A 26,043-nucleotide genomic window follows, 5' to 3' on the forward strand; every position below is an offset into this window, starting at 1 on the left:
TCGAAAGGAAACACCGGTATGTCACCAGTTCTCGCCGACCGCGTCGGCCGGGCCATCGCGGACGGCGCCGAAGAACTCTTCGGCCGGCAACGCGGCGACGGCGCGTTCACCGACGACCCGCCCGGCTCCACCCTCGGCACCGCCGGTGCGATCACCGCCCTGCACGCCGCCGACCCGCAAGGGTCCACCGCACTGATCGACGGCGGCCTGACCTGGCTGCGCGCCCGGCAACTGCCCGACGGCGGCTGGGGCGGCGTCGACGGCGCCCCCGCCGAAACCGTCGCCACCGCGGTCGCGGTCGCGGCCCTGCACCGCATCGCCCCCGCGGCCAGCAGCGACGCGGTCACCGCCGGCCGCGGCTGGCTCGCCGCCCACGGCGGCGTCGAAGCGGTCACCGACCCGGCGGTCAACCACCTCTGCCGCCAGTTCCTCGCCCTCGCCGGGCTGCCCGAAGCCGGACAGCTACGCCGCCTGCCGCTGGAAGTGGTTCACTCCGACGCCATCCGCCGGCGGCGCATCTCGTTTCGGACCGCACCGTTTCTGGCCCTGGCGCTGCTGCAGCACGCCACCGCACCACCCGGCACGCTGCGCCGGATCACCCAGCGCTCCGCGATCCCGGCAGCGCTGCGGCTCCTGCAATCCATCGACGCCCACGAACAGCACACCGGCGACTTCAGCGAGGACCCGTGGCCGGCCGCGCTGGTCTGCCTCGGACTGACGATCTCCGGGCATCTGAGCGAGGTCGCCGCCGGCACCGCCGGATTCCTGCGCCGCTCGGTACGCCCCGACGGCGGCTGGGACGCGGTCACCAACCTCGACCTGACCCGCTCCGCGTTCGCCGCCACCGGCCTGATCGCCGCCGGATACGCCACCGACCCGCGCCTGCACACCACCCGCGACCTGCTGCACCGCACCCAGCAGACCAGCCCGTTCGCTGTTCTCGGTGTCCCCGCCGGCGGCTGGAGCTACTGCTGCGGCCACGGCTGGCCGGTCACCCTGGAATCCGCTGAGATCCTCACCGCCCTCGCCGGACTACCCGACGCCGGCACCGACCCGGTCCTGCGATCCGGCCTGGACTGGCTGATCGGGCGCCAAGACACCCGCGGCTCGTTCAGCCTGTGGGTCCGCGACACCCGCCTGGCCAACGACGGACCCTGCCCCGCCATCACCGCCCAAGCCATCACCGCGCTATGCGACGCCGGCCACGACACCACCAGCGCCCCGGTGACCGCCGCCGCCACCTGGCTGTTCACCCAGCAGAACCCCGACGGCACCTTCGAGAACCTGTGGTACCGCGACCACACCTCCGGCACCGCCATGGTCCTGGACGCCCTCGTACACGCCGGGCACACCAGCCACCCGGCCGCCGGCAGAGCCCGCGACTGGCTCCTGCGCACCCAACTCGCCGACGGCTCCTGGGGACCCGGCGACGGCACCCCCGGAACCGTCGAGGAAACCGCCTGGGCCGTGCACGCACTGCTGTCCGCCGGACAACCCGCCGGCCCCGGCACCCCCGCCGCCCGCGCCGTCGACTGGCTGATCGACGCGCAGACACCCGGCGGCGGCTGGCCCACCGCCCGGGTCTGCGCCTACATCCGCCACCACATGCACTACCCGAACGGCGCCATCACCCGCGCCCTGGCCCTGCGCGCCCTCGCCGCGTTCCGCCGCACCCAGCAGGCCGCCGCATGACCGACACCGACGTGCTCATCTGCGGCGCCGGAGTCGGCGGCCTCGCCACCGCCCGCGCGTTCGCCGCCGCCGGCCTGCGCGTGATCGTCGCCGACCGGCGCACCACGCCACCACCGGTGGCCAAAGGCGAACTGCTGCAACCCGAAGCCGTACGACTCCTCGACCAGTGGGGGGCACTGCCCGAAGCCGTACCCGTCGACCGGCTCGCCATCCGCGACCCGCACGGCCGGATGCTGCTGCCGCTCGACTACTCCACCCTCGGCGGCGACCACCGGCAGATCCTCTGCGCCGACCACCCGGCCATCCTCGCCGCCCTCGCCCACGAACCCGGACCCGGCATCGACCTGCGACTCGGCGTCGCGATCCAGGGCCTGCTGCGTGATGCGGGCGGCCGGACCCGCGGTGTGCAGGCCGGCGGCACCGAGATCACCGCCGGGCTCGTCGTGGCCGCCGACGGCGTCTCCTCCACCTTGCGCACCGACGCCGAGATCGAGGTCCAGCGCACCCCGTACCCGCACCGGCTGGTCGCTTTCGAACTACCCGCCACCACCGTCGCCCCCGAAGTCACCGCCTACCTGAGCGGCCGCGGCCTGCGCCTGGTCTACCCACTGCCCGGCGGTAGGGCCCGGCTCTACGTCCAGGTACAGCCCGACGAACTGCGCGACGGCGCGTTCCGCGACCCCGACGCCTGGATCAACACGCTGCTGGACGAAGTGCCCGCCCTGACGGCGATCGGCCCCGCCCTGCGCGCCCACCTGGACCGGCGGCAGAACCTCGCCGTCCAGCGGCTGCGGACCCCGCGGCTCACCGCACCCGGCCTGGCCCTGGTCGGCGAATCCGCGCACGTCGTACACCCGATGGCCGCCCAAGGCATCAACAGCTCACTGGCCGACGCCGCCGTACTCGCCGACCTGTCCGCCGGCGCACTGCACGCCGGCGACACCGCCGCCGTCGACCAGGCGCTGCTCGCCTACCAGCGGCAACGACTTCCCCGCCTCGACCACACCGCGACCGTCAGCCACAACGCGGCCCGCATGCTCACCACCACCGGCGGCGCGGCACGGCTGCTCGGCCGCCGGATGATGCGGCACACCGCCACCAACCCGCGGCTACTGCGCCTGACCACCGGCAACATGTCCGGCGTCGAACTGCAGCCACTACGGACCGTCGACCGGCTCTACCAGTTCGGCCTGCTCACCGACCGGCACGCCGGCACCGCACCCGCACACCCCGCCACGAAGGGCGCAGACCGATGACGGCGACCACCGCGGACCTGTCCATGAACGAGACGCCCTACCCGCCGCCCCCGGCCATCGCCGCACTGATCACCGCGGACACTCACCGGCTGCACCGCTACCCGTCCAACACCGTGGCCCCGTTGATCGGGGCACTGGCCGGGCGGCTCGGCGTCCCGGCCGGCCAAGTCCTGGTCGGCCCCGGATCCGCGGGCCTGATCCAGCACCTGATCCAGTCCCTCGGACCTGCCCGCACCGACGTGATCGTCCCGGCACTGTCGTTCGAGGCATACCCGCTGCTCGTCGCCAACGCCGGCGCCCGGCCCGTCCCGGTGGCGATGGCCGGCCTCGACCAGGACCTCGACGCGACCGCCGCCGCGATCACCGGCAACACCCGATGCGTGCTGCTGTGCAACCCCAACAATCCCACCGGTACGGCACTGCGCCGCGACGCCCTGCACCGCTTCCTCGACCGGGTCCCGCCCGACGTGCCGGTCATCCTGGACGAGGCCTACCGCGAATTCGTCACCGACCCGGACGTACCCGACGGGGTGGAACTGGCCCGCGGCCGCGACAACGTCTGCGTCACCCGCACCTTCTCCAAAGCCTACGGACTGGCCGCCCTGCGCATCGGCTACGCCGTGGCACCGCAGCACCTCGCCGGCCCGGCCCGGATGACCGGCGCGGTGTTCTTCCCGAACACGTTCGCCCAGAACGCCGCCCTGGCCTGCCTCGACGCGGCCGTCGAAGCCGAAGTCACCGCCCGCTGCACCGCCGTCACCGGCGAACGCGACCGGCTGACCAGCGAACTGACCGCCCGCGGCATCCCGGTCGCCGGCAGCCAGGCCAACTTCGTGTGGCTGCCCCTGGGCGACGGCGCCGACGCGTTCACCGCCCGCTGCGCAGAGGCCGGCATCCTGGTACGCGGCTACCCCGGGGTCGGCGTGCGCGTCACCGTCGGCACCACCGCCGACAACGACCGGCTGCTGTCCACCGTCGCGGCGGCGGTGCCACGATGACCACCCCCGTACTCAGCGTCTGCATTCCGGCGTACGGCAACGGCCACCTGCTGACCCGGACACTGGACGCCCTCACCCGGCAGACCCTGCCCACCACCGCGTTCGAAGTGATCGTGGTCGACGACGGCAGCGACCCACCGCTGGAACCGGTCATCAGCGCGTTCCTGGACCGGCTGCCACTGACCCACCTGCGCCAGGACAATCAGGGCCGCTCCGCCGCCCGCAACCGGGCCATGGCCGCAGCCCGCGGCCGGGTGATCGTCTTCCTCGACGCCGACCAGGCCGCCGACCCCGGCCTGCTGCGCGCCCACCACGACTTCCACGCGACCCGCGGGTTCGGTCCCGCCGTCCTGCTCGGCCGCGCCGTCACCGCGGACTGGGCGGCCATCGGCGAGATCAGCCACGGCCGCACCCCCACCCCGGCGATGGCCGACGACAACCGCGCCGACGTCCGCGACTACATGCTGCACCAGCCGCACTACCGGGCCGGACTCGGGCGGGCGCCGTGGATCTGCGCACACACCAACAACGCCTCCATCGACCGGGCCACCGCCGACGCGGTCGGCGGCTTCGACGAGGCACTGACCACCTGGGGCGGTGAGGACAACGAATTCTTCTACCGCGTCTTCACCCACCACGACCACGACCCGAAACTGTTCGGCGTCGGCGACGACGCGATCAGCTACGACCTGCCGCACTTCCGGATGTGGCCGCTGCTGATGGCACAACTCGCCGGCAACGTCCGGCACATCTTCACCAAACATCCCCGGTACGACATCGAACTGTTCACCCTGCCCGGACTGTGGACCACCACCCTGCGCCGGATCACCTGGTTCGAGGACTCCCTGACCGCCGCCCGCGCCCACCACCTCGGCCGCGCCGACCAACTCCCCGGCGCACTCACCGACCGGCTGCGCGGCACCGACGCACTCGTCATCGGATTCGGCGCGAACCGCCTGCACCTGGGACCCGGCGCCGCCGTCTTCGACCACGACGCCCCCGCCGACACCCGTAACCGGCACCTCGCCGGACTCGCCGTCCCCGAACCCGACGGCCGGTACACCGGTGTCGTCGCCGTCGACCTGTGGCGATTCCTGCCACCGGAAGACCTGAGCATCCTGGTCATGGAATCGCTGCGCATCGGCGGCCGCGTCGACCTGGTCGCCACCGGCACCCCCGTGCCCGCCGCCGACCTGCTGCCACTACCGTTCGCCGACGACCTCGACTACCTGCGCGACACCGTCACCGGATACCTGCCGGTACACCTCAGCGACCACGGCGACACCCGCGTGCTCACCATCGGCGGCGAGTGACACCGTGCGCGTCCTGATGGTCACCTGGGGCTGGCGCACCCACTTCCTGCCACTGGCCCCACTCGGCTGGGCACTACGCGCCGCCGGCCACGACGTCCGGGTCGCCTGCCAGCCCGGCCAAGTCGCCGCCGTCACCGAAGCCGGACTGCCCGCCGTACCGGTCGGGCCGCCACTGGGCTTCGCCGACGTGTTCCGCGGACAGGTCGGCAAAGTGGCCAGCCGTGAAGCGTTCGACACCGGCACCGACCTGGACGGGCTCGCACCCCAGGTCACCGAAGACGGCGGCACCCTACGATTCGCCGACGTGATGGTCGACGACCTGATCACCTACGGCCGCCACTACCGGCCCGACCTGGTGCTCTACGAACCGTTCAACATTGCCGGAGCGATCGCCGCGGCAGCCCTCGGCGTACCCGACGTCCGACTGCTGTGGGGGCCGGACTCCACCACCGAACTACACCTCGACGAGGACAAACTGATCGGGCCCCGCGCCCGTCGCGCCGGGGCCAGCGGCGTGCGGATCACCGGCACCCTCACCCTCGACCCGTGCCCCGCCGCCCTGCAAGTACCGGTGACCGGACCCACCCACCCGATCCGGTTCGTGCCGTACAACGGCGCCGCGATCCTGCCGGACTGGCTGCGCCACCCGCCGGACCGGCCACGGATCTGCCTGACCTGGGGCACCATGATGGCCGAACTCGGCCTCACCGACCGGATCAGCGTCACCACCATCGCCGACGCCCTCTCCGAGCTGGACGCCGAGATCGTGCTCGCCCTGGCCCCCCGCCACCGGGACACCCTCGGGCCGCTCCCGGCCAACGTCCGCGTCCCCACCGAACACCTGGCCCTGCACCTGCTGCTACCCGGCTGCGCCGCCGTCGTCCACCAAGGTGGCGCCGGAACCTTGATGACCGCGATGGCCTGCGGCGTGCCGCAAATGGTCGTACCCGCGGTCACCGACCAGCACTTCAACGGCGAACGACTGACCCGGGCCGGAGCCGGCACCGTCCTCGCCGACGGCGACGAACACCCGGCCGCGATCCGCGCCGCACTGCAGCGGCTGCTCACCGACCCCGGACCCGCCGCCGCTCTTGCTGTCGAGAACGCCGCCCGCCCCACACCCGCAGCCGTCGTGCCGGTACTCGAAGACCTCGCCGCCACGGGCCGCCGGGATTTCATTCCAGGAGGAACACCGTGACCGAACCGCTGACATATCCACTCGCGCCCGGCCCGTCGATCCACCACCCGTCACCGCAGATGACCGACCTGCGCAACCGCTGCCCCGTCGCACCGGTCACGATGCCCGGCGACACCCCCGCCTACCTCGTCACCCGATTCGCCGACGTCCGGCAGGTCCTGGTCGACCCCCGGTTCAGCCGCCGAGCCGCCGGAGAAGCCGACGCACCCGCACAAGAACTCGGCGAACTCGAGACCGACTCACTGATCGGCATGGACCCACCCGAACACAGCCGGCTACGACGACTGGTCTCGCGCGCCTTCACCCCCCGCCGCGTCGAACAACTACGCCCCCGCGTAGCCGCGCTCGTCGACGAACTGATCGACGCCATGATCGACGGGCCGCAGCCCGCCGACCTGGCCACCCTGTTCTCCACACCCCTGCCCGTGCAGGTGATCAGCGAACTGCTCGGCATCCCGGAACACGACCGGCACCGCGCCAAACAATGGTCCGACGCGATGATGAGCGACTGGCGCGTCGACCCGTCCGGCGCCCGCGCCGCACTCGACGGCTTCGCCACCCTGATCGCCGCCCGCCGCGCCGACCCCGCCGACGACCTGATCACCGCACTGATCCACGCCCAGGAACACGAAGACAAACTCACCGAACACGAACTGGTCTCGATGACCGTCGGCGTGCTGATCGGCGGCCACGAGACCACCACCAACCTGATCAACATGGCGCTGCTGACCCTGCGCCGGCACCCCGACCAGTTCGCGCTGCTCAAACAGGACCTGAGCCGGATCCCGGCCGCCGTCGAGGAACTACTGCGCTTCATCCAGCTCGGCGACACCGGCGTCATGCTGCCGCGCATCACCACGGAGGAGGTCGAGCTCAGCGGTGTCACACTGCCCGCCGGTACGCCGGTACTCGCCGCGTTCGTGACCGCCAACCGGGACCCGGCGGTGTTCCCCGACCCGGACCGCTTCGACATCGCCCGCACCCCGAACAACCACCTCGGCTTCGGCGCCGGCCCCCACCACTGCCTGGGCGCGCCGCTGGCCCGGATGGAACTGCAGGAGGCGCTGCACGGCCTGCTCACCCGCATGCCCGACATCGAAGTGGCGATCCCGGACGAGGACCTGAACTTCAAGCAGGGTCTCGCGGTCCGCTGCCTGACCGCCCTCCCGGTCACCTGGTAAGGATCCTGCGGTGGCGCGGGCTGCGGATGCTCGCGTCACCGTTCGGTGAGGTGCTCGCGGCCGGCGGGTGGCTCGTACGATTCGGGCCAGAAATCGGTGATCCGGGTGATGCGGTCGCCGGTGTCGAGCCAGACACAAGCGGTACGTCGCGCGGCGGCCAGACCGGTGTGGATCACAGGGTGGGGTCGGTGCCGCCGAAGTCGTCCGCGGTGACGGTCCCGATTTGGCATGGTGTCGGCGGCCTGCGGGGATGCTCGACGGGCGTACCGGAAGAATCGGTGATCTGTGGTGTCCGATCATCAGTCCGTCCGCCCAGATCGAGATCAAGACGATGATGCCGGAATGGGCGCCCGGTTTGGCGAGGAGACCGAAGGACGCCCTGGACATCGCACTGCTGAAGACGGCTCTCACTACTGAACGGACAGGTTGACGCGGCGGGTCAGGACAGGATTGTCGTCACCACCGGGCGTGGCAGCATGCCGTTGCCGGCGAAGTGCCATCGGGTGAGTTGAACCTCGTTGACGACGATGGTGGCGATCTGCTGGTCGCGGCGGTTGGCTACCCAGTCGATGAGCCGGTTCGGCGTCGGGACCGGCTCGGCGAAGTGAACGAGATTCAGGTACCAGAACTCCCTGGTGAACTCGTTTTCGTGCCAGCCGTCCGCATCCAACGCTTTCCCGTAAGCGTCGGCGAGTCTGTCGGCTCTGTCGTCGGCCGGGACCGCGCACGCCATCACCGAGCCGAGTGTCAGCGTCAACCCGACGACCGTGAACGTCAGCGGGCCGACACCCTTTCACGGCGGCTGTGAGGGCGACGGCATAGCGCTGAACGAGCGGGTCATCCTGTTCGATCTTCTCCCGCCAGGGCTCCAGCGAGCGCAATGTCAGGTGTGAGCTGGCGGCTGCACCGGTGACCCATTGATTTCCGCCTGCCATGTCGGCTGCCTCATGCGCCACTCGATCCAGGTCGGAAGCGGAGGACGGGTCGGGACGCAGCAGCGCGGACAGTCCCCAGCGGAAGCCGCCGTCGACCGGTGGTGACTGCAGGCGGTGTTCACCGGCCGACAGCGCCGTGCTTCCTTGAAGGAACAGGCGGTCGAACGCTTCGCGGCTCACCAGACGCGGTTCGATATCAGAACCCATGGACTCATGGTGGTGGTGGTTCTCAAGCCACCCACCACCAGCCGTCGCCCACCTCCCGTTTCGGGTATCCGAGGTCGCCCGACGCTGTCGTGACGGGTGTCGGCTCGGTGGGTGGCTCGGCGAAATACGCGAGCCCGGTTCCCGATTCGGCCCGCCAGTTCTGCCATAGCTGCACGAACAACACGGTCGGATCGGCGTACGCGAATCCGGACGGGCACAGCGAACGCATGTCGGCCGGCAGGGTCAGTTCGCCGTTCAAACGGCCGGCCCGGTAGCCCTCGGCCAGTTCGGCGAGCGCGGCCCGATGCAGCCGATACCGATGGTCAACCGGGAAGATCTGCGAGTCCTGCCGCGAGACGACGACAACAGCGGCAGCGGCCAGGCACAAGCTCACCACGGCGACTCCCCACGAACCGCGTACGCAGGCGATCAGGATCGCCGCAACCGAGACGAGCACCGCGAACACCACAGCCAACAGCGAGATCCACCAACCGGCGAACGTACCGGCGAGCAGAGGCGTCTCAGCGAGCCACCCGGCGGGAATCAGCAGCAGCCAACCGGCGCCACCCAGCGCGGCGTGCAGCAAGCCGCGCCGGCTCCACGCCACCGCCGCGGACGGCTTCGCCGGCTGATCGACTGGATCCCAGGGGAAGTCCATGGTGAGGATCTTGCACTCGCGGTCGCAACCCGCGGAAGGCCGTACACGAGATCTCCACACGGTCTTCAAAAAAGCCGGCGGAGACCTCAGAGGGTGATGAAGGTGGGTGGGTCGTGGCGGAGGAAATCGTGGTGGGAGATGTCCCAGCCGTAAGCGCCGGCTCGGGGGAACAGCAGGATGTCGCCGGTTCGTAGGCGGGGGACGTGCTGGGCTCGGGTCAGGACGTCTCGGGGAGTGCAGAGTTCGCCAACCGCGTCGACGGGAGTGTCGGTGACTTCGAGGCGGGGGTACGGGTGGGGCCACTCGTCGACGGGGAGGATCTGGAAAGGGTGGGAGTAGCCCCACGCTGCCGGTAGACGGAAGTGGTGGGTGCCGCCGCGCAGGATGGCGAAGGTCCGGCCGTGAGTGGTCTTGAGGTCGAGGACTTCGGCGGCGTACCAGCCGGCGTCGGCTGCCAGGTAGCGGCCGGGCTCCAGGATCAGCTCCACACCGTCGGGGACCCGCACCGACGACAGCGGGGCCAGGTCGATGGAGGCGTCGCTGAGGTAGTCGACTCCCAGGCCGCCGCCCGCGTTCACCACGTGCAGGTCCATCCCGTACGACCGCGCGGTGTCGATCGACCAGGTGATGGCGTCGGTGAGGAAACCGGCGTGGGCGAGGCCGTCGAGGTTGTTGGAGACGGCATGCAGATGGAACCCGATGACGCGCAGCCCGGCGGGGATGTCGGCCAGCACCGCGGGGAGCTGGGCCTCGTCGATACCGAACGGGGTCGGGGTTCCGGTCATGGTGTGGCTGCCGGTCAGGGAGTTCCCGGGGCGGTTGACCCGCAGGCAGACGTCGGCCTGCGCACCCAGAGCGGCCAGGCGGCGCAGTTCGTGCGGGCTCTCCACGTTGAGCAGGGCACCCGCGTCGAGGGCGGCGGCCAGTTCGGCGTCGGTTTTGGCGGGGCCACCGAACACGACGCGGCGCGCTCCGGCGGTGACGGCCAGGGCCAGTTCGCCACCGGAGGCCACTTCGAGACCGTCACATTCCTCAGCGAGGGTTCGTACGACTGCCGGGTGGCCGTTGGCTTTCACCGCGTACAACACAGTGGTTCGCGGGGGAACCGCGGCCCGCAACAACCTGGCGCGGGATCGCAGGACGGCAGTGTCGTAGACGTAGGCGCAGCGGGGTGCGGGCAGAGCGCGCACGGCCGCGGTCAGGTCAGCCATGCAGCGGATTGCTGACCGGGATGTGGATGTCGCCGGTGCCGGCCAGCCGCATGCGGACCAGGGCTTTGTGCGGGACCTGAGCGGCGATGAGCCAACTGTGGTCGGCCGCGGCATGCCGGTGGGTGCTCAAAGTGTCGTAGGTGTCGTCGACGACCTCGCGGATGACACGCCACGCGCGGGTCTCGTCGAGGTGATGGGACTCGGCGAGACGGATGACGAGTTCACCGAGATGAGCCTGCAGCGCGGTGTAGCCGAGTTTGGCACGCAGGATCTCGGTGTCACCGGTACCGACGACGGAGCCCGGCCACAGGTCGATGGTGTGACCGGCGTCGGCGAGACGGCCGGGATGCAGGCGCAGGCCGGCGAAGTCACGCAAAGCCAGACGGTGCGGGTGACCGCCGCGGAAGGTGGGCAGGCAGTTCTGCAGATGCGCTTCCAGGGCCACGCCGTCGGCGAGCAGCCGCAACAACGGGGGCAACAGCAGACGGGTGTAGTCGGTGAGCCAGGTCTCGGCGGTGCCGCCGGACTGGTCGACGAGACCGGCGAGCACCGTACGGCCGGTCACGGGATCATAGGCGGGCAGCGCACCGCCGGGAATGGCCAGCTCGCCGGGCTGCAGGCGGCCGGTCAGGCCGGTACGGACGATGGCCGACAGGTCACGGCCACTGCCGGCGGGGACCGCGGCACCGGCGGTCTCGGCCATCAACAGGATGCGGTCGTCGTCGACCAGGCGGTGCAGCAGTCGCGACAGAGCGGGGCCGTTGCGCGTGGAGGCGACGGAGATGCTGCGGCGGGTGGAGGTCACCTGGATGTCGAGGCTGACCTTCAGGTACTGGCCGCCGGGCAGCAGCAGGGTCCGCAGCGCCGAGGTGGGGACGGCGTCGAGGTGGCCGTCGAGACGCCGCAGAGTGCCGTCGGTGAACAGGTCGGCGTAGCGGTGCAGCACCGTGTCGTGCTGCCAGCCGTGCAGAGGCTGGGTGCGGTAGCCGGGGGGTGCGGCGGGGACACCCTCCAGAACAGCGCCGAGGTCGTCGCCGAGGTGCGCGTCGTCGCGGACGGCGATGAACTTCAGCGGCGTGTGACCGGCTTCCAGATCGTGCGCCAGGACGTCGGCGGTGTCCCAGCCGAGACGCGTGCGGCCGCACGGGTGCAGGTTGTGACCGGCGACGGCGAGGCGTTCCAGGTGGACGGCCCGCAGGTCGGGGTTCGCGCCGTCGGGGACGGCCGGGTCGAAACGGGCCAGCGCGATCGCGAGGTTGATGACGGCGTTGCGGATCTCGGCGGACATGGTGCCGGTGGGGTCGATCCCGGCCAGCAGGTCCACGGGGTCGGCGACACCGGCGTGCGGATATTCGACCCGGTGGAAAGCGTGCAGGTGGCCGCCCGCGGTGCGGGGGGTGAGGTCTTCGCGGACCAGGGCGGCGCGCAGGCGGCGGCCGACGGTGTCGGCGGCGGCGGGCAGGTGGCGGGTGAAGGCGTCGACGAGGTGGGGTGCGTGGACGGCGAGGGCGGCTTCGGTGCGGGTGGCGGCTGCGGCGAGTCGTCCGGTGGAGACGATGTGGATCATCGATGGTCCTTCATCGGGTTGTCGAGGCGGGTCCAGACGTCGTGCAGCGGGTCGGCGGCCAGGCGCATGGTGGTGGTGGCTTTGACCGGCAGAGGGTCGGTGAGCAGGGCTTCGGTGTCGGCGGTGCCGTGCAGGGACCGGGCGACCAGATGCCACAGCCGGTCGGGGTCGGCGCCGAAACGGTCCTGCAGGGCGGTGACGGTCTGCCGGGCGACGGTGGCCAGGGCGGCGGCCGACAGTTTGGTGCGCAGTTCGGTGAGGTCGTCGGTGGGCAGGTCACCGTGCAGGCCGGGGTCGCTGCCGAGACGGCCGGGATGCACGCGGACACCGCCGAGATCACGGTAGTAGGCGCGCACGGGCCGGCCGCCGACGACACGGATCAGGGTGTTCTGGCCGTGGGCTTCCAGGGCTACACCGCGTTCCAGGACCAGGGCGAGGGGCCGGAACAGGACGTCACCGAGACTTTCCATGAACGTGTACGGGTCGTGCACGGAGTCCAGGCGGCCGGGGAGCACGCCCAGGGGGATGGCGTCGGCCGGGGGTGCCTGGCGGATCAGGTGGGCCAGCCGCCGGTCGGGGCCGTGGGCGGTGATGACGGCACCGGCTTCGGTTTCGGCGAGCACGTCCAGGGGCAGGTCGGCGGTCAGCGTTTGGAGAAGGGCGGACAGGCGGGGGCCGTTGTGAACGGCGGCGGGGGAGACGGTCCGCACCGCGGAGGTCATCTGCACGTCGACGGCGGTCTTCACATGGGCTCCGCCGTCCAGGGGAGCGACCGTGCGCAACGACATCAGGGGGCGGACCGGGCCGGTGGGGCCGATGTCGGTGAGCCACGGGTATTCGCTGAGCAGCCGGGTGGCCTGCCAGGGGTGGGCCAGCAGGACCGGCGGGGCGGTGCCGAACCACTTGTCCGCTGGTACCCACAGGCGGCGCAGGTGGATGACCGGATGGTGTTCGGGGGCGTACGCCAGGACGTCGGCGACGGTCATGCCGGCGCGGGTACGGCAGCAGGGATGCAGCGGGTGGCCGTCGACCAGGGACTGTTCGATGGCACCGGGGCCGTTCTCCTCGACAGAACCGACGGCTCGGGCCAGAGCCAGGTTGGCGACACTGTTGGCGATCTCGGCGGTGAACGGGTGGCCTGACCACAGCAGCGCGGTGAGACGGGCCGGGTCGGTCACCGTTTCACCTTGGACGGTGACGGCCAGGCCGGGCAAGGGCTCGGTGAACGGTGTCGCCGCGGCGGTCGGATAGGTGACGACGGCGCGAGTGAACCGCACATGAGTACGCCCGGCATGGTGGTGCCGGCCGGCCAGGGTGGGCAATGGCTCGTGTTCCAGGGCCAGCAGCAGCCGGGCCAGGACGGCCGCACGGGCGCCGGGCAGAGCGTGGTCGTAGCCGTGAAGCAGGTCGGGGCGCAGGGTGGTGAGCTGGTGGCGGGTGCCGTCGGGATCGGCGGTGGGGTGCGGCACGCGACCATTGTCATCCGGGTCCGGGCGGAGCCGGTGGCCAGAGGGCGGCGGAGTGTGTTTCCCCACCGCCACGAATCCGATAAATTCTCGTATTCAACCGCAGAGGAGCAGGCCATGGACGTCGACGTCATCGTGGTGGGGGCCGGGCTGGCCGGGCTGGCCGCCGCTCACGAACTCACCGCCGCCGGTAAGACGGTGGCCCTGGTCGATCAGGAGAACGCCGCGAACCTCGGCGGGCAGGCCTGGTGGTCGTTCGGCGGCCTGTTCTTCGTCGACAGCCCCGAACAACGCCGCGCCCGCATCCACGACAGTGTCGAACTGGCCTGGGCCGACTGGCAGGGCAGCGCCGGCTTCGACCGGCTCCAGGACCAGGACTCGCACGCCGTGCAGTGGGCACGTGCCTACGTCGAGTTCGCGGCCGGGGAGAAACGGGCCTGGCTGTCGTCGCTGGGGCTGTCGTGGCTGCCGTTCGCCGGCTGGGCCGAACGCGGTGAACTCAAAGCCGGCGGGCACGGCAACTCGGTGCCGCGGTTCCACATCACCTGGGGCACCGGCACCGGGGTGGTCGCCCCGTTCACCGCGTCCGCGCTGCGAGCCGCCGAGGCGGGCCTGCTGACCTTCCACCATCGGCACCGGGTCGACGAGATCATCATCGAGGGCGGGACCGCGACCGGCGTACGCGGGAAACTGCTCGCCGCCGACGACGCCGGACGCGGGCAACCCTCCAACCGGGACGTCACCGGCGACTTCGAACTGCGCGCGCAGGCGGTCATCGTCACCACCGGCGGCATCGGCGCCAACCACGACCTGGTCCGCGAGTTCTGGCCGGACCGTCTCGGCACCCCACCGGCGACGATGATCACCGGCGTGCCGGCGTATGTGGACGGGCGGATGCTGCAGATCGCCGAGGACGCCGGAGCGCGCCTGGTGAACCGGGACCGGATGTGGCATTACACCGAAGGCGTGCAGAACTGGGATCCGGTCTGGCCCGGCCACGGCATCCGCATCCTGTCCGCCCCGTCGCCGCTGTGGCTGGACGCGCTGGGCCGTCGCCTGCCCGCACCGTTCTTCCCCTCCTACGACACCCTCGGCACGTTGAAGCATCTGCGGACCACTCCGGAGATCGCCGGGTTCGACCACTCGTGGTTCCTGCTCACCCAGCGGATCATCGAGAAGGAGTTCGCCCTGTCCGGCAGCGAGCAGAACCCCGACCTGACCGCCGGGGACCGGCGCGGCTTCCTCAAGGAACGCCTGTTCGGCAAGGGAGCCCCGGCACCGGTGGAGGCGTTCAAACAGCACGGCGCCGACTTCGTGGTCGCCGACACCCTGGAGGGCCTGGTCGCCGGGATGAACAAGCTCACCGACAAACCGCTGCTGGATGCCGCCCGCGTGCGCACCGAAGTACAGGCCCGGGACTCGCAGATCGCCAACAAGGTCACCAAGGACGCCCAGATCCAGGGCATCCACAACTCCCGCCGCTACCTCGGTGACCGGATCGGCCGGACCGCCGTCCCGCACCGCCTGCTGGACCCGGCGGCCGGGCCGCTGATCGGGGTGAAACTGCACATCCTGACCCGCAAGACCCTCGGCGGCATCCAGACCGACCTGAACTCGCGGGCCCTGGCCGCCGACGGCAACCCCATCTCCGGTTTGTACGCCGCCGGTGAGGTCGCCGGATTCGGCGGCGGCGGGGTGCACGGCTACAACGCGCTGGAAGGCACGTTCCTCGGTGGCTGCCTGTTCAGCGGCCGGGCCGCCGGGCGCCACGCGGCGAGCAGCCTGTGACCCTGCTGCACCGCTGTTCGGACATGTCGGCCGCGGACTGGCTCGTGCAGTCCGCGGCCGAGGCCCACCAGCTGATCACGATGGGGCCGGACGGGTTCGCCGCCTACGCCCGGCTGCGGTACGTGCCCGACCCGGTCAGCGCCGGACAGGACGAAGCCGACGTGGACGTGCCCGACGATCACCCGGACGACCTCAGCCAGGCACGCCGGGCCCTGCGCGTGCTCGCCGCGTTCACCGGCACCCCGGACGACTGCTACTTCGCCCTGTGGGACGGCTACCACGAACTCCCGCCGGGGCCGTTGCTGACCGATCTGCCGTACCGGCACTTCGCCCTGTTCCGGGGCCCGTTGCGGGCGATCGACGAATTCGGTGACAGCCTGCCGGGTGAACCCCCGGCGATCGTCTGGCCCGCCGACCAGAGCTGGTGTTTCACCAGTGATGTGGACCCGCACTGGGCCGGCATCGGCGCGGGACCCGCCGCGGTGCGGGCGCTACTGGCCGACAGCGGCCTGGACGTCGTGCCCGCCGACCCCGCCGCCGGGCAGCCCTGTTACGGCTGACTCCAGCTCCGGATCCAGCCCCAGCACCGGCCGGTCGGCGCGCTGCGGAGGCTGCGGGGGCAGCCAGTTCCAGGTGTCGGTGATCGTCTCGCGGACCGGCCGGCAGCGCAGCCCGGCGGCCAGGGCACGGGAGACGTCACCGGCGTGCAGGAAGTTGTGCAGCGGGCCCGGCGGCAGCCACACCGGCAACTGGATCCACGGCTCGATCCCGGCGGCCAGGATCGTCTCCGGATCCCGCCACCGCAGCTCGGCCCGGCCGCCGGTCACCTCCACGGCGATGTCGAGGAACTCGCCCATGGTGGTGTGGCCGGGCGGGCTGACCGTGTTGAACGGGCCGGTCCGGCCCGCGGCCGCGTTGTCGAGGACGAACGCGGCCAGATCGCGGGCGTCGATGTACTGCAACGGCAGCTCCCGGGGACCGGGGGCCAGGGTCGGGCCGCCGCGGTGCAGGCGGTGCAGCCACCACGGCAGACGGCCGATGTCCTCGTGCGGGCCCAGGATCAGCCCGGCCCGGGCCAGCAACACCGGACCGTCGAACACGGCCGTCGCGAGCTCACCCCGCAGCTTGTCACCGGCGTACCCCGGGTCGGCAGCGTCGACCAGCGGCGCGTGTTCGTCGAGGCCCGGCTGGTGGCCGTCCTCGTCGAACAGGTACACCGACCGGCTCGACACGTACGTGAAATGCCCGGCCCGGCCCTTCAGCAGTGCGGCCGCCGCCCCGACCACCTCACCGGCGGCCGACCAGGTGTCGACCACCGCGTCCCACTCACCGGTCGCCAGCGCGGCCAGACCGTCGTCGGCCAGCCGGTCACCGGTGCGGACCTCGACACCGTCGACCGGTGACCGCAGGCCCCGGTTGAACACCGTCACCGTGTCACCGCGCGCCACCGCGAGTTCGGCCATCGCCCGGCCGACGAACCCACTACCGCCCAGCACCAGAATCCGCATACGGTTCAGGCTGCCCGCTACCGCGGCGACACGCCCAGGATCATCTGCCGTCGGCAGAACCCAGGAACGCCTCGATCGCCTCCACCACCAGGGCGTGATCGTCGGCCTGCGGCAGCCCCGACACCGTCACCACCCCGACCACACCCACACCCGGCACCCGGATCGGGAACGCGCCACCGTGCGCGGCGAACAACGCCGGATCCACACCCATCGCGGCGTCCAGCGCGGCACCCTTGGCCTCCAGACGGCGCCCGACCAGGTACGACGAGGCCGCGAACCGGTACACCACCCGCACCTTGCGCTCGATCCAGGCGTCGTTGTCGGCGCTGGACCCGGCCAGCCCGGCGTGGAACAACTGCTGCTGGCCACGGCGGATGTCGACGGCCACCGGCAGGTCCCGGCCGGCCGCCAGCTCCACCAGCAACGATCCCAGCCGCCAGGCGTCGGCCTCGGTGAACCGGGCGAACACCAGGCGCTGTTCCTGCTCCTGCACGGTCGCGATCAACTTCTCCAGGTCGCTCATGACACCGATTATGAATCCTGCCAGACCAGCCAGCCGAGGCGGGCGATCAACGCGAGCACCACCGTCAGCAGGATGATCCGCACGAAACCGGCGCCCCGGCGCAGGGCCATCCGCGCGCCCAGCAGGGCACCGCCGACGTTGCAGACGGCCATCGCGGCCCCCAGCAGCCAGGCCACGTGACCGGTCGCGGCGAACACGACGAGCGCGCCCAGGTTCGTCGCGGTGTTCACGATCTTGGCCATGGCCGATCCGTGCACGAAGTCCGCCCCGATCAGCGTGGTGAACGCCAGCACCAGGAACGTGCCGGTCCCCGGCCCGATCAGCCCGTCATAGGCGGCGATCCCGGCCCCGGCGACGGCCACGGCGGTCCCACGCCGCCAGGCGGTCCGTTTGTGCGGTTGTTCGATCAACCCCATCTGCGGCCGTACGGTGACGAACACCGCCACCAGGATCAGCACCGCGATGATCACCGGCCGATAGGCGCTCGCCGGAATCGCACCCGCCAACGCCGCCCCGCACCCGGCACAGAGCAGCGCCAGACCGGCCGCCGGGCCCGCCACACCCCAGTCGATGGTCGTCTTGCGGGCGTACGCCACCGCCGCCGTCGACGTCCCACAGATCGCCGCCAGCTTGTTCGTACCCAGCGCCGTCGCCGGATGCAACTGCGGTGCCGCCACCAGCAACGCCGGCAACAACAACAGCCCGCCACCACCGACCACCGCGTCGATCCACCCGGCCGCGAACGCCGCCACCATCAGCGTGACCAGCACCTCGGGTGCCGCTTCGACGAACAGGTTCACTTCTGACGTTGTTTCTGCAACCAGATACCGAACGACGCGCCCGCGATGAACAACACCACGAGACACAACAACGCCTTGAAGAACATCGCACTTCTCCCGTTGGCTAGGGTCGGCTGGTGCGCCTGGCCACCTTCAACCTGCTCCACGGCAGATCCTTGTCCGACGGCACCGTACACGCCGACCGGATCCATGCCGCGATCACCGACCTCGACGCCGACGTCCTCGGCCTGCAGGAAGTCGACCGGGCCCAGCCCCGCAGCGGCCTGCTCGACCTCACCACCCTGGCCGCCGACGCCCTCGGCGCGCACACCCACCGGTTCGCTGCCGCCGTCGTCGGCACCCCCGGCGAGATCTGGCAACCGTGGCATGCCGCCGCCGACATCTCCCACCCGCAGTACGGGATCGCCCTGGTCAGCCGCTACCCCGTGCAACGATGGCTGATCACCCAGCTGCCCGGCGCCCCGATGCGCTCACCCGTGCTGGTCGGCGGCGGCCGGCTGATGCTGCTGCGCGACGAACCCCGGGTGCTGCTCGCCGCCGTCCTGGACACCCCGCACGGGCCGCTGTCGGTCGCCACCACCCACCTGTCGTTCGTCCCCGGCTGGAACGTGCGCCAATTACGCGCCGCCGTCCGCGCCATGCGCGCCCTGCCCGCACCACGGGTGCTGCTCGGTGACCTGAACATGCCCGCCGGTCCGGTCCGCGCCTTCACCGGCTGGCAGCCCCTGGCCCGGGCCGCGACCTTCCCCAGCCCGGTGCCGCGCACCCAGCTCGACCACGTGCTCGCCGACCCACGCGGCGCGGCAGCCCTCGGCCGGGTCGTGCAGGTGCGCACCCCGCGCGCCGGCGTCTCCGACCACCGCCCGCTGGTCGTACACCTGCACCACTGACCCATTCGCCTCTTGCTAAGGAGAAGCCCGTGTTCACCGGCCTGAGCGCCTTCCCGCTCACCCCGCTGCACGACGACCACCTCGACGAACCCGCTTTCGTACGGATCATCGAACGGCTCGCGTCCGCCGGCGTCGACAGCATCGGCACCCTGGGATCCACCGGCTCGTACGCCTACCTGGACCGCACCGAACGCGCCCGCACCGTCACCCTCGCCGTCCAGCACGCCGCCGGCGTCCCGGTGATCGCCGGCATCGGAGCGCTCCGGCAGGCCCACGTCCTGCGGTACGCCGACGACGCCCAGCAAGCCGGCGCGTCCGGCCTGCTGCTGGCCCCGGTGTCGTACCAGCCGTTGCATCCCGACGAGGTGTACCACCTGTTCGAACAGGTCACCGCACGGATCGCGGTGCCGCTGGTGGTCTACGACAATCCGCGCACCACCGGTTTCACGTTCACCGACGACCTGTACGCGGCGGTGGCGAAACTCCCGCACGTCACCTCGATCAAAGTGCCGCCGCTCCCGGTCACCGCACCGATCGCCCGCGACCGGGTCACCGCCATCCGGGCACTGCTGCCCGCCCACGTCGGCATCGGCGTCTCCGGCGACCCGGTCGCCGCGGTAGCCCTGCACGCCGGTTGCGACGCCTGGTACTCGGTCATCGGCGGCACCCTGCCCACCGCCGCCCTCGCCATCACCCGGGCCCCGGACCCCGCCGCCGCGAAAGCCGCCTCCGACCGGCTGCGGCCGCTGTGGGAACTGTTCGCCGCCCACGGCAGCCTGCGCGTGGTGGCCGCCATCGCCGAACACCTCACCCTCACTGGCCCCGACAGTCTGCCCCGCCCGATCCGGGGCCTGGACACCACCGCCCGCCGTGCCGTCATCCACGCCCTGACCGAAGCCGGCCTGGACCACTGACGGCAGACCGGCGAGCGCTTTCCCGCGTGGTGACTTGCGGTGCGATCCGCACCCCAGGTCACCACACCAGCAACGCGACCGCTGCCCGGTGAGGGCACGCTCACGCCCGGCGGTCGCGTCGGCGGCCCGGGCGGGTCGCCTGCCTTGCGGGGATGCCACGCTCAGGGGTAGCCCGGCGTGGGGCTGGCGGGGCGTACCAGCGAATGGGTCGTTGAATTGGATTTGCGGGGTGGGTGGGGGAGCGAGCAGAGTAGGAGGCCCACAGCGGCGAGGAGTTCCGGTGATCTGAGAGACACACGACCCGTGTCCCTTCACTACCTGGAGCCTGCCTTGTCCCACCTCAAAGCCACCGGCCTCGGCCACGCCCACGACGGCGACCTGCTCTTCTCCGGCCTCGACCTGACCCTGCGCCCCGGCGACCGGATCGGGATCGTCGGGCCCAACGGGGCCGGCAAGACCACCCTGCTGCGCATCCTGGCCGGCGAACTGGCGCCCACCCACGGGGTGGTGAAGACCGGCGCCCGGATCGGGTACGTGCCGCAGCGCATGCCCGACCCGGCGGGCACCGTCGGCGACTACCTGACCGGCGGCCTCGGCGAACTCGCCGACGTCGTCACCCGCATGCGTGACCTGGAGAGACGCCTGGCGGTCGAGGACGTGCTCGACGAGTACGCGGCCGTGCAGGAACGCTGGACCGCCCTGCAAGGGTGGACCGCTGAGACGCGGCTCACCGAGATCCGCCAGCGCCTGGACATCGATCACCTGCCCGACACGCTCACTCTCAGCGCCGTCAGCGGTGGTGAACAGGCCCGGCTGATGCTGGCGCGCGCCCTGCTCGACAGCCCGGCCCTGCTGCTGCTCGACGAACCCACCAACCATCTCGACGCCGACGGCGCGGCCTGGCTACGGCAGTGGCTGCGCGACTACGACGGGGGAGTCCTCGCGGTCAGCCACGACCGGGCGTTCCTCGATGAGGTCGCCGGCCGGATCATCGAACTCGACGGCATCGACGAACAACCCCAGGACTATCCCGGCGGCGGCTACACCGCGTTCCGCGAGGAGAAACAGCGCCGCTGGGAGAAACTGCTGCTCGACTACGAGGCCCAGGAGAAGGACCGGCGCCGCTGGGAAGCCGACATCGAACGCACCAAGGCCTACTCCTCCGGCGTGGAGAACAGCGTCCGGTCCGGGCTCACCGCACCCCACCTGCGGCGTGTCGCCCGGCTGGTGGCCCGTAAAGCCAAGGTCCGGGAACGGCGCCTGCGCCGCCAGATGGCCTCGGTCAAGTGGATCGCCCGGCCCCGGACCCGGCCGCCGCTGACCCTGGCGTTCCCCGCCGACAACGACGACGCGAACGACACCGTCCTGACCGTGCGCGACCTCACCGTCCGGGACCTGCTCAAAGGCATCGATCTCGACGTCACCCGCGGCGACCGGATCCTCATCACCGGCCGTAACGGCGCCGGCAAGACCACCCTGCTGCGGGCCATCGCCGACCAGCACCCGGACGTGGCAGTGCTGCCCCAGACCGACGACGGCCTGCGCGACACCACCACCGTGATGGACTTCTTCCGCGCCCGGGTGCCGGTCTACATCGACGACGCCGAGAAACTCCTGTCCGGGCACCAGTTCGACGACGACCAGTGGGACAGCCCGGTGCGGGACCTGTCCGCCGGGGAGTTACGGCGGCTGCTGCTCGCGGTGCTGGTCAACAGCCCGGCCCGGATCCTGCTGCTCGACGAACCCACCAACCACCTGGACTTCGCCGCCCTCGACGTCATCGAGGAGGCGTTACGCCGCTACCGGGGCACCCTGCTGGTGGTCTCGCACGACAGGTACTTCGCCGACGCCATCGGCCACACCCGGCACTGGCATGTCACCGGTGGACAGGTGATCGAGAACTGACAAACTGACCGGCATGTCGCTGCAGCCCCACCAATCCTGGTCACCGGCCACCCCCGAGACGGCACACCAGTTCACCGAAGCATGGCTGGCCAACCGGCGACTGTCCGAGCACACCCGCACCGCCTACCGCCGCGACGTGCGGACCTGGCTCACCTGGTGCGCCGACCGCGGCCTCGAACCGCTGCGCGCCACCTTCCTGGACGTCAACACCTACGCCCGGCAGCTCGAGACCCGCCTCGCCCCGGCCACCGTCGCCCGGAAACTGTCCGGAGTGTCCAGCTGGTACGACTTCCTGGTCAAACTTCAGGCGGTCACCACCAACCCGGTCGGTGGCGCCGACCGCCCCTACGTCGACCGCGACCACTCCGCCACCCTCGGCCTGACCCCCGAAGAGGTCGACGCACTGCTGGCCGCCGCCGCCACCGCCGGGAAGCGCACCCACGCGATGCTGACCCTGCTCGCCGACCTGGGGCTGCGCGTCAGCGAACTGGTCGGCCTCGACCTGATCGACATGAGCTACGAACGCGGCCACCGCACCGTCCGGTTCACCGGCAAAGGCGGCAAAGCCCGCCGCCGCGCCCTCACCCCGGCCACCGCCCAGGTCCTGGACGAATGGCTCACCGAACGCGGCCTGGCCGCCGGGCCCCTGTTCCGCACCTCCACCGGCGGCCGGGTCGACCGGTACGCGGTGTTCCGGCTGATCCGGCGCCTGGCCACCCAGGCCGGCATCGCCGAAGCCGGCCGGCTGTCCCCCCACTCGTTGCGGCACGCGTTCGCCACCACCGCCCGCGCCGAAGGCGTCCCCCTCGAAGACGTTCAGGACGCCATGGGCCACGCCGACCCGCGCACCACCCGCCGCTACGACCGTGACCGTCACAACCTGGATCGTGACCCCACGTACACGATCGCCGCGGCTCGTGCCCGCCGCAACAGCGCGTGAACAAGACCCCTATGCTCTGAACCCGGTCACGAAGCAACGCGGGCGGGAAATAAATTTTGGCTACCGATATGAGTATCGTCGAGGCGGTGATCCTCGGCGCCGTCGAGGGCATCACCGAATTCCTCCCGGTGTCCTCCACCGGGCACCTGACGATCCTGGAGAAACTGTTCGGCCACACCATCGACGACCCGGACATCACCGCATTCACGGTGATCATCCAGTCCGGTGCGGTGCTGGCGACCATCCTTTTCCTGCGTAAAGACATCGCCCGCGTCGTCCCGGCCTTCTTCAAAGGCCTGTTCGACAAAGCCCAGCGCGACACCCCCGACTTCCGGTTCGGCTGGGGCGCCCTGCTCGGCTCGATCCCCATCGTGATCGCCGCCCTGCTGTTCAAGGACCAGATCGAAGGCACCCTGCGCAGCCTCTGGTTCGTCGCCGGGGCACTGATCCTCTGGTCCGGGGTGATGGCGTTCGCCGACCACGCCGCCACCCAGGTCCGCCACCAGGAAGACGTCACCTGGAAAGACACCCTGATCATCGGCACCGTCCAGTGTCTGGCGCTGATCCCCGGCGTGTCCCGTTCCGGCGCCACCATGTCCGCCGGCCTGCTGCGCGACCTGGACCGGGTCACCGTCACGAAACTGTCGTTCTTCCTGTCCATCCCCGCACTGACCGGCGCGTCGATCCTGCAGGGCATCCAGGAGTTCGACCGGATCTCCACCGGCGTCGGCTGGACCAACACCATCGTCGCCACCGTCGTCAGCTTCGCCGTCGCGTACGCGTCGGTCACCTGGCTGCTGAAGTTCGTGTCGAAACACTCCTACAGCGTCTTCATCTTCTACCGGCTCGCCCTAGGCTCCCTGCTGCTGGTCCTGCTCGCGACCGGCACCATCGACCACAAATGACACCCGCGGAACGAGCGCTCGCCCACGTGCGGGCGCTCTTCCCGTCTCCGGGCCCGGTTCCGGCCGCCCCGATCACCGTCAACTTCCACCCCGACCGGCTGCTCGCCGACGGCCACACCGTCGCCGAACACCTGGCCGCCGACGGCGTCTACCGCACCCAGTACGAGACCGGCATCTCCAACGGCGGCCTCGGCGGCGACCGGCCGCGCTGGGAACAGCATCTGTTCGGCGGCGACTACAGCCGGCCCGTCTACGGCGCCCTCAACCTCGCCGGGCACCCCGACGGGGCGGCACCCCGCTTCGGCAGCTGCCACCTGATCCTGCACCCGCACACCCTGCGGCGCGCCACCTTCAGCCTCGGCGACAGCCACACCCACCCGGAACTGCTCGGCACCGCGGACACCTTCACCACGATCTGGAACGCGCTGCTCGAGCAGGTCACCCGTACCGGCAATGCGTCCGGGGTGACCGCGAGCAGCGCACCCGAGTGGGTGGCGGCACTGACCGCACCCCGCGCCGACGCCGGCCGGGTCCTGGACGACTACGTCGAAGCCCAGGTCCACGGCGGCCTCACCATCGCCACGGATATCGCCGCGATCGTCGCCGACCCGTCGTTTCGCGGCACCGGCACCGAACAACACCTGCGGCGACTCGCGGTCCCGATCCGCTGGCATCCCGGTTTCCAGCTGCCCGCCACCGCGTTCCCCGCCGACCTGCGCGGCGACGAGGTCCCGCCGCTGGCCCGTGCCATCGCCGGCCGTTATCGGCAGCCGGTCCTGGACGCCGCGCTGATCGGCCGCGCCGCCCGCGACGGCGACCATCCGCAACTGGTCAAATACCTGTGGCACATCCTGGTCATGCGGGGCCGGCCAGCCTAGCGACCAGCTTCTCCCCGTCCGGCCAGGGCCCGAACCCCGACTTCGAGTCCAGATGCCCCACCGGGCCCGCGTCGACGACCTCGGCACCCCAGTCCGCGGCCAGCGCAACCCCGTCATCGAACGCACAATGCGGATCGTTACGCGACACCACCATCACCGACCGGAACGGCAGCGGCCCCCGCGGGATACCGTCGGGCGCGGGCGAGGTCACCAGCAACGCGCCCACCACCGGGCCGGTGTGCCGCTCGGCCCAGAACGCCACCGTCAGACACCCGGCACTGTGCGCGACCAGAACCGCCGGCTCCTCGGAAGCGGCGATCACCGCCTGCAACGCCGCCACCCGATCCTCGGCGACATAGGGCGGTCCCGGCGGCTCCGGCGCCCACACGAACCCCCGGTGTGTCCGGGCCCACTGCCGCGACCAGTGATTCGGGAACGGCACCCCGCGGCCGGGCACCAGCAGAAAACGGGTCACCCGCAGGAGCGTAACGGCAAACGTGAATGTCCGTCGATCGCCTAAAGTCGGCACCGTGCCCGACCCGATCTTCGCCCACCCGCGCCTGGCCGCCGTCTACGACACGTTCGACGGCGACCGCGGCGACCTGGACGCCTACGAACAGATCGCCGCCGAACTCGGCGCCCACCACGTCCTCGACATCGGCTGCGGCACCGGCTGCCTGGCGCTGCGCCTGGCCGACGCCGGCCACACGGTCACCGGTTACGACCCGGCGGTCGCCTCCCTGGACGTGGCCCGCAAGAAACCCGGCGCCGACCGGATCACCTGGCACTCCGAGCTTCCGGACGGTGAGTTCGACCTGGTGCTGATGACCGCCAACGTCGCCCAGGTGTTCATCACCGACGAGCAGTGGCACACCGTCCTGCGCGACGCCCACACCCGGCTACGCCCCGGCGGTCACCTGGTCTTCGAAACCCGGCGCCCCGAGTACCGGGCCTGGGACGAATGGGCCACCGACACCGGCCCCGACGTGCGCGACGTCCCCGGCGTCGGCCCGGTCGAACACCGCCGCCACCTCACCGCCGTCCACCTGCCACTGGTGTCGTTCCGCCACACCTACACGTTTCCCGGCGGCGACACCCTCACCTCGGATTCCACTCTGCGCTTTCGCGACCGCAACGAACTCGGCACCGACCTGACCACCTGCGGCTTCACCATCAGCGACGTCCGCCAGGCACCGGACCGGCCGGGCCGCGAACGGGTGTTCCTCTGCGAGAAACCCCTCATCTGATACGCCTACCGACAGCCCCGTCCCTACCCCGCAAGGCAGGCGACCCGCCCGGCCACCCCCGCG

Annotated in this window: 25 protein-coding genes; 15 read left to right on the top strand and 10 right to left on the bottom strand. The window is 71.2% G+C overall.

Annotated elements, in window-relative coordinates; genetic code table 11:
- Positions 1-18: 18 nt before the first annotated feature.
- The 6 genes from BLU81_RS09915 to BLU81_RS09940 are packed head-to-tail and all read left to right on the top strand — an operon-like array spanning position 19 to position 7,638.
- A complete protein-coding gene (locus BLU81_RS09915) occupies positions 19-1,692 on the top strand; it encodes a prenyltransferase/squalene oxidase repeat-containing protein (protein ID WP_092543661.1) in 1,674 nt (557 codons plus the stop codon).
- On the top strand, positions 1,689-2,948 hold the full coding sequence (locus tag BLU81_RS09920) for an FAD-dependent oxidoreductase (protein WP_092543663.1): 1,260 nt from the start codon (positions 1,689-1,691) through the stop codon (positions 2,946-2,948). Before BLU81_RS09915 ends, BLU81_RS09920 begins: the two co-directional genes overlap by 4 nt.
- Entirely contained in the window at positions 2,945-3,946 is a 1,002-nt protein-coding gene (locus BLU81_RS09925; protein WP_231954362.1) for an aminotransferase class I/II-fold pyridoxal phosphate-dependent enzyme, read from the top strand. Before BLU81_RS09920 ends, BLU81_RS09925 begins: the two co-directional genes overlap by 4 nt.
- Positions 3,943-5,259 (top strand): glycosyltransferase family 2 protein, encoded by a 1,317-nt coding sequence (locus tag BLU81_RS09930; protein ID WP_092543664.1) that lies wholly within the window; start codon positions 3,943-3,945, stop codon positions 5,257-5,259. Before BLU81_RS09925 ends, BLU81_RS09930 begins: the two co-directional genes overlap by 4 nt.
- Before the next feature lie 4 nt (positions 5,260-5,263).
- Positions 5,264-6,457, top strand: a complete 1,194-nt coding sequence (locus BLU81_RS09935) for a nucleotide disphospho-sugar-binding domain-containing protein (RefSeq protein WP_172890517.1) — start codon at positions 5,264-5,266, stop codon at positions 6,455-6,457.
- Positions 6,454-7,638 (top strand): cytochrome P450, encoded by a 1,185-nt coding sequence (locus BLU81_RS09940; protein ID WP_231954364.1) that lies wholly within the window; start codon positions 6,454-6,456, stop codon positions 7,636-7,638. The genes BLU81_RS09935 and BLU81_RS09940 overlap by 4 nt, the downstream gene beginning before the upstream one ends.
- 35 nt (positions 7,639-7,673) lie before the next feature.
- Here the strand turns inward: BLU81_RS09940 and BLU81_RS49515 are convergent, their stop codons facing one another.
- The 6 genes from BLU81_RS49515 to BLU81_RS09970 all read right to left on the bottom strand — a co-directional run bounded on the left by BLU81_RS49515 (position 7,674) and on the right by BLU81_RS09970 (position 13,685).
- On the bottom strand, positions 7,674-7,814 hold the full coding sequence (locus BLU81_RS49515; RefSeq protein ID WP_197686166.1) for a hypothetical protein: 141 nt from the start codon (positions 7,812-7,814) through the stop codon (positions 7,674-7,676).
- Between the two features lie 263 nt (positions 7,815-8,077).
- Entirely contained in the window at positions 8,078-8,395 is a 318-nt protein-coding gene (locus BLU81_RS09950; protein ID WP_092543667.1) for a hypothetical protein, read from the bottom strand.
- A 407-nt stretch (positions 8,396-8,802) separates the two neighbouring features.
- Entirely contained in the window at positions 8,803-9,438 is a 636-nt protein-coding gene (locus BLU81_RS09955; protein WP_092543669.1) for a hypothetical protein, read from the bottom strand.
- Positions 9,439-9,524: 86 nt separating this feature from the next.
- Positions 9,525-10,649, bottom strand: a complete 1,125-nt coding sequence (locus tag BLU81_RS09960) for an alanine racemase (protein WP_092543671.1) — start codon at positions 10,647-10,649, stop codon at positions 9,525-9,527.
- Positions 10,642-12,216 (bottom strand): IucA/IucC family protein, encoded by a 1,575-nt coding sequence (locus BLU81_RS09965; RefSeq protein ID WP_092543673.1) that lies wholly within the window; start codon positions 12,214-12,216, stop codon positions 10,642-10,644. The genes BLU81_RS09960 and BLU81_RS09965 overlap by 8 nt, the downstream gene beginning before the upstream one ends.
- Entirely contained in the window at positions 12,213-13,685 is a 1,473-nt protein-coding gene (locus BLU81_RS09970; protein WP_092543675.1) for an IucA/IucC family protein, read from the bottom strand. Before BLU81_RS09970 ends, BLU81_RS09965 begins: the two co-directional genes overlap by 4 nt.
- Before the next feature lie 114 nt (positions 13,686-13,799).
- Between BLU81_RS09970 and BLU81_RS09975 the strand changes: the two genes are divergently transcribed.
- Together BLU81_RS09975 and BLU81_RS09980 are read left to right on the top strand one after the other, a co-directional pair.
- Positions 13,800-15,470, top strand: coding sequence for an FAD-binding dehydrogenase (locus BLU81_RS09975; protein ID WP_092543677.1), 1,671 nt, complete (start codon positions 13,800-13,802; stop codon positions 15,468-15,470).
- Positions 15,467-16,030, top strand: a complete 564-nt coding sequence (locus BLU81_RS09980; RefSeq protein WP_197686167.1) for a hypothetical protein — start codon at positions 15,467-15,469, stop codon at positions 16,028-16,030. Before BLU81_RS09975 ends, BLU81_RS09980 begins: the two co-directional genes overlap by 4 nt.
- Here BLU81_RS09980 and BLU81_RS09985 read toward each other — a convergent pair.
- Genes BLU81_RS09985 through BLU81_RS09995 form a run of 3 tightly spaced genes read right to left on the bottom strand, consistent with a single transcriptional unit; the run spans position 15,962 to position 18,256 of the window.
- On the bottom strand, positions 15,962-16,978 hold the full coding sequence (locus BLU81_RS09985) for an NAD-dependent epimerase/dehydratase family protein (protein ID WP_092543679.1): 1,017 nt from the start codon (positions 16,976-16,978) through the stop codon (positions 15,962-15,964). The two genes, BLU81_RS09980 and BLU81_RS09985, sit on opposite strands and share 69 nt — an antisense overlap.
- Positions 16,979-17,018: 40 nt before the next feature.
- Positions 17,019-17,501 (bottom strand): heme-degrading domain-containing protein, encoded by a 483-nt coding sequence (locus tag BLU81_RS09990; RefSeq protein ID WP_092543681.1) that lies wholly within the window; start codon positions 17,499-17,501, stop codon positions 17,019-17,021.
- Between the two features lie 8 nt (positions 17,502-17,509).
- Entirely contained in the window at positions 17,510-18,256 is a 747-nt protein-coding gene (locus tag BLU81_RS09995; protein ID WP_092556855.1) for a sulfite exporter TauE/SafE family protein, read from the bottom strand.
- Between the two features lie 161 nt (positions 18,257-18,417).
- On the opposite strand from BLU81_RS09995, the gene BLU81_RS10000 reads away from it, so the two are divergent.
- The 6 genes from BLU81_RS10000 (at position 18,418) to BLU81_RS10025 (ending at position 24,733) form a co-directional block, all read left to right on the top strand.
- Positions 18,418-19,191, top strand: a complete 774-nt coding sequence (locus BLU81_RS10000; protein ID WP_092543683.1) for an endonuclease/exonuclease/phosphatase family protein — start codon at positions 18,418-18,420, stop codon at positions 19,189-19,191.
- Between the two features lie 29 nt (positions 19,192-19,220).
- On the top strand, positions 19,221-20,105 hold the full coding sequence (locus BLU81_RS10005) for a dihydrodipicolinate synthase family protein (RefSeq protein ID WP_092543685.1): 885 nt from the start codon (positions 19,221-19,223) through the stop codon (positions 20,103-20,105).
- Positions 20,106-20,408: 303 nt separating this feature from the next.
- On the top strand, positions 20,409-22,010 hold the full coding sequence (locus tag BLU81_RS10010; protein ID WP_092543687.1) for an ABC-F family ATP-binding cassette domain-containing protein: 1,602 nt from the start codon (positions 20,409-20,411) through the stop codon (positions 22,008-22,010).
- 13 nt (positions 22,011-22,023) lie between these two features.
- Positions 22,024-22,950, top strand: coding sequence for a tyrosine-type recombinase/integrase (locus BLU81_RS10015; protein WP_092543689.1), 927 nt, complete (start codon positions 22,024-22,026; stop codon positions 22,948-22,950).
- Positions 22,951-23,018: 68 nt separating this feature from the next.
- The gene (locus tag BLU81_RS10020; protein WP_092543691.1) at positions 23,019-23,855 is read left to right on the top strand and encodes an undecaprenyl-diphosphate phosphatase; all 837 of its coding nucleotides are present in this window, start codon (positions 23,019-23,021) and stop codon (positions 23,853-23,855) included.
- A complete protein-coding gene (locus BLU81_RS10025) occupies positions 23,852-24,733 on the top strand; it encodes a DUF3626 domain-containing protein (protein ID WP_092543693.1) in 882 nt (293 codons plus the stop codon). Before BLU81_RS10020 ends, BLU81_RS10025 begins: the two co-directional genes overlap by 4 nt.
- Here BLU81_RS10025 and BLU81_RS10030 read toward each other — a convergent pair.
- Positions 24,711-25,208 carry an RBBP9/YdeN family alpha/beta hydrolase gene (locus BLU81_RS10030; protein ID WP_157751446.1) on the bottom strand — a complete coding sequence of 166 codons (498 nt, stop codon included), beginning with the start codon at positions 25,206-25,208 and terminating at the stop codon, positions 24,711-24,713. The genes BLU81_RS10025 and BLU81_RS10030 overlap by 23 nt on opposite strands.
- A gap of 55 nt (positions 25,209-25,263) precedes the next feature.
- Between BLU81_RS10030 and BLU81_RS10035 the strand changes: the two genes are divergently transcribed.
- Complete coding sequence (locus BLU81_RS10035) at positions 25,264-25,980, top strand: class I SAM-dependent methyltransferase (protein WP_092543697.1); 717 nt, start codon at positions 25,264-25,266, stop codon at positions 25,978-25,980.
- The last annotated feature ends 63 nt before the right edge of the window (positions 25,981-26,043 follow it).

Source organism: Actinoplanes derwentensis (assembly GCF_900104725.1).
Lineage (GTDB): Bacteria > Actinomycetota > Actinomycetes > Mycobacteriales > Micromonosporaceae > Actinoplanes > Actinoplanes derwentensis.

Bases quoted from the DNA above. Each gene is read 5' to 3' on its own strand.
- BLU81_RS09915 (WP_092543661.1), top strand. From the start codon at position 19: ATGTCACCAGTTCTCGCCGACCGCGTCGGCCGGGCCATCGCGGACGGC.
- BLU81_RS09920 (WP_092543663.1), top strand. From the start codon at position 1,689: ATGACCGACACCGACGTGCTCATCTGCGGCGCCGGAGTCGGCGGCCTC.
- BLU81_RS09925 (WP_231954362.1), top strand. From the start codon at position 2,945: ATGACGGCGACCACCGCGGACCTGTCCATGAACGAGACGCCCTACCCG.
- BLU81_RS09930 (WP_092543664.1), top strand. From the start codon at position 3,943: ATGACCACCCCCGTACTCAGCGTCTGCATTCCGGCGTACGGCAACGGC.
- BLU81_RS09955 (WP_092543669.1), bottom strand. From the start codon at position 9,438: ATGGACTTCCCCTGGGATCCAGTCGATCAGCCGGCGAAGCCGTCCGCG.
- BLU81_RS09960 (WP_092543671.1), bottom strand. From the start codon at position 10,649: ATGGCTGACCTGACCGCGGCCGTGCGCGCTCTGCCCGCACCCCGCTGC.
- BLU81_RS09965 (WP_092543673.1), bottom strand. From the start codon at position 12,216: ATGATCCACATCGTCTCCACCGGACGACTCGCCGCAGCCGCCACCCGC.
- BLU81_RS09975 (WP_092543677.1), top strand. From the start codon at position 13,800: ATGGACGTCGACGTCATCGTGGTGGGGGCCGGGCTGGCCGGGCTGGCC.
- BLU81_RS09985 (WP_092543679.1), bottom strand. From the start codon at position 16,978: ATGCGGATTCTGGTGCTGGGCGGTAGTGGGTTCGTCGGCCGGGCGATG.
- BLU81_RS09990 (WP_092543681.1), bottom strand. From the start codon at position 17,501: ATGAGCGACCTGGAGAAGTTGATCGCGACCGTGCAGGAGCAGGAACAG.
- BLU81_RS09995 (WP_092556855.1), bottom strand. From the start codon at position 18,256: ATGGTGGCGGCGTTCGCGGCCGGGTGGATCGACGCGGTGGTCGGTGGT.
- BLU81_RS10015 (WP_092543689.1), top strand. From the start codon at position 22,024: ATGTCGCTGCAGCCCCACCAATCCTGGTCACCGGCCACCCCCGAGACG.
- BLU81_RS10020 (WP_092543691.1), top strand. From the start codon at position 23,019: ATGAGTATCGTCGAGGCGGTGATCCTCGGCGCCGTCGAGGGCATCACC.
- BLU81_RS10025 (WP_092543693.1), top strand. From the start codon at position 23,852: ATGACACCCGCGGAACGAGCGCTCGCCCACGTGCGGGCGCTCTTCCCG.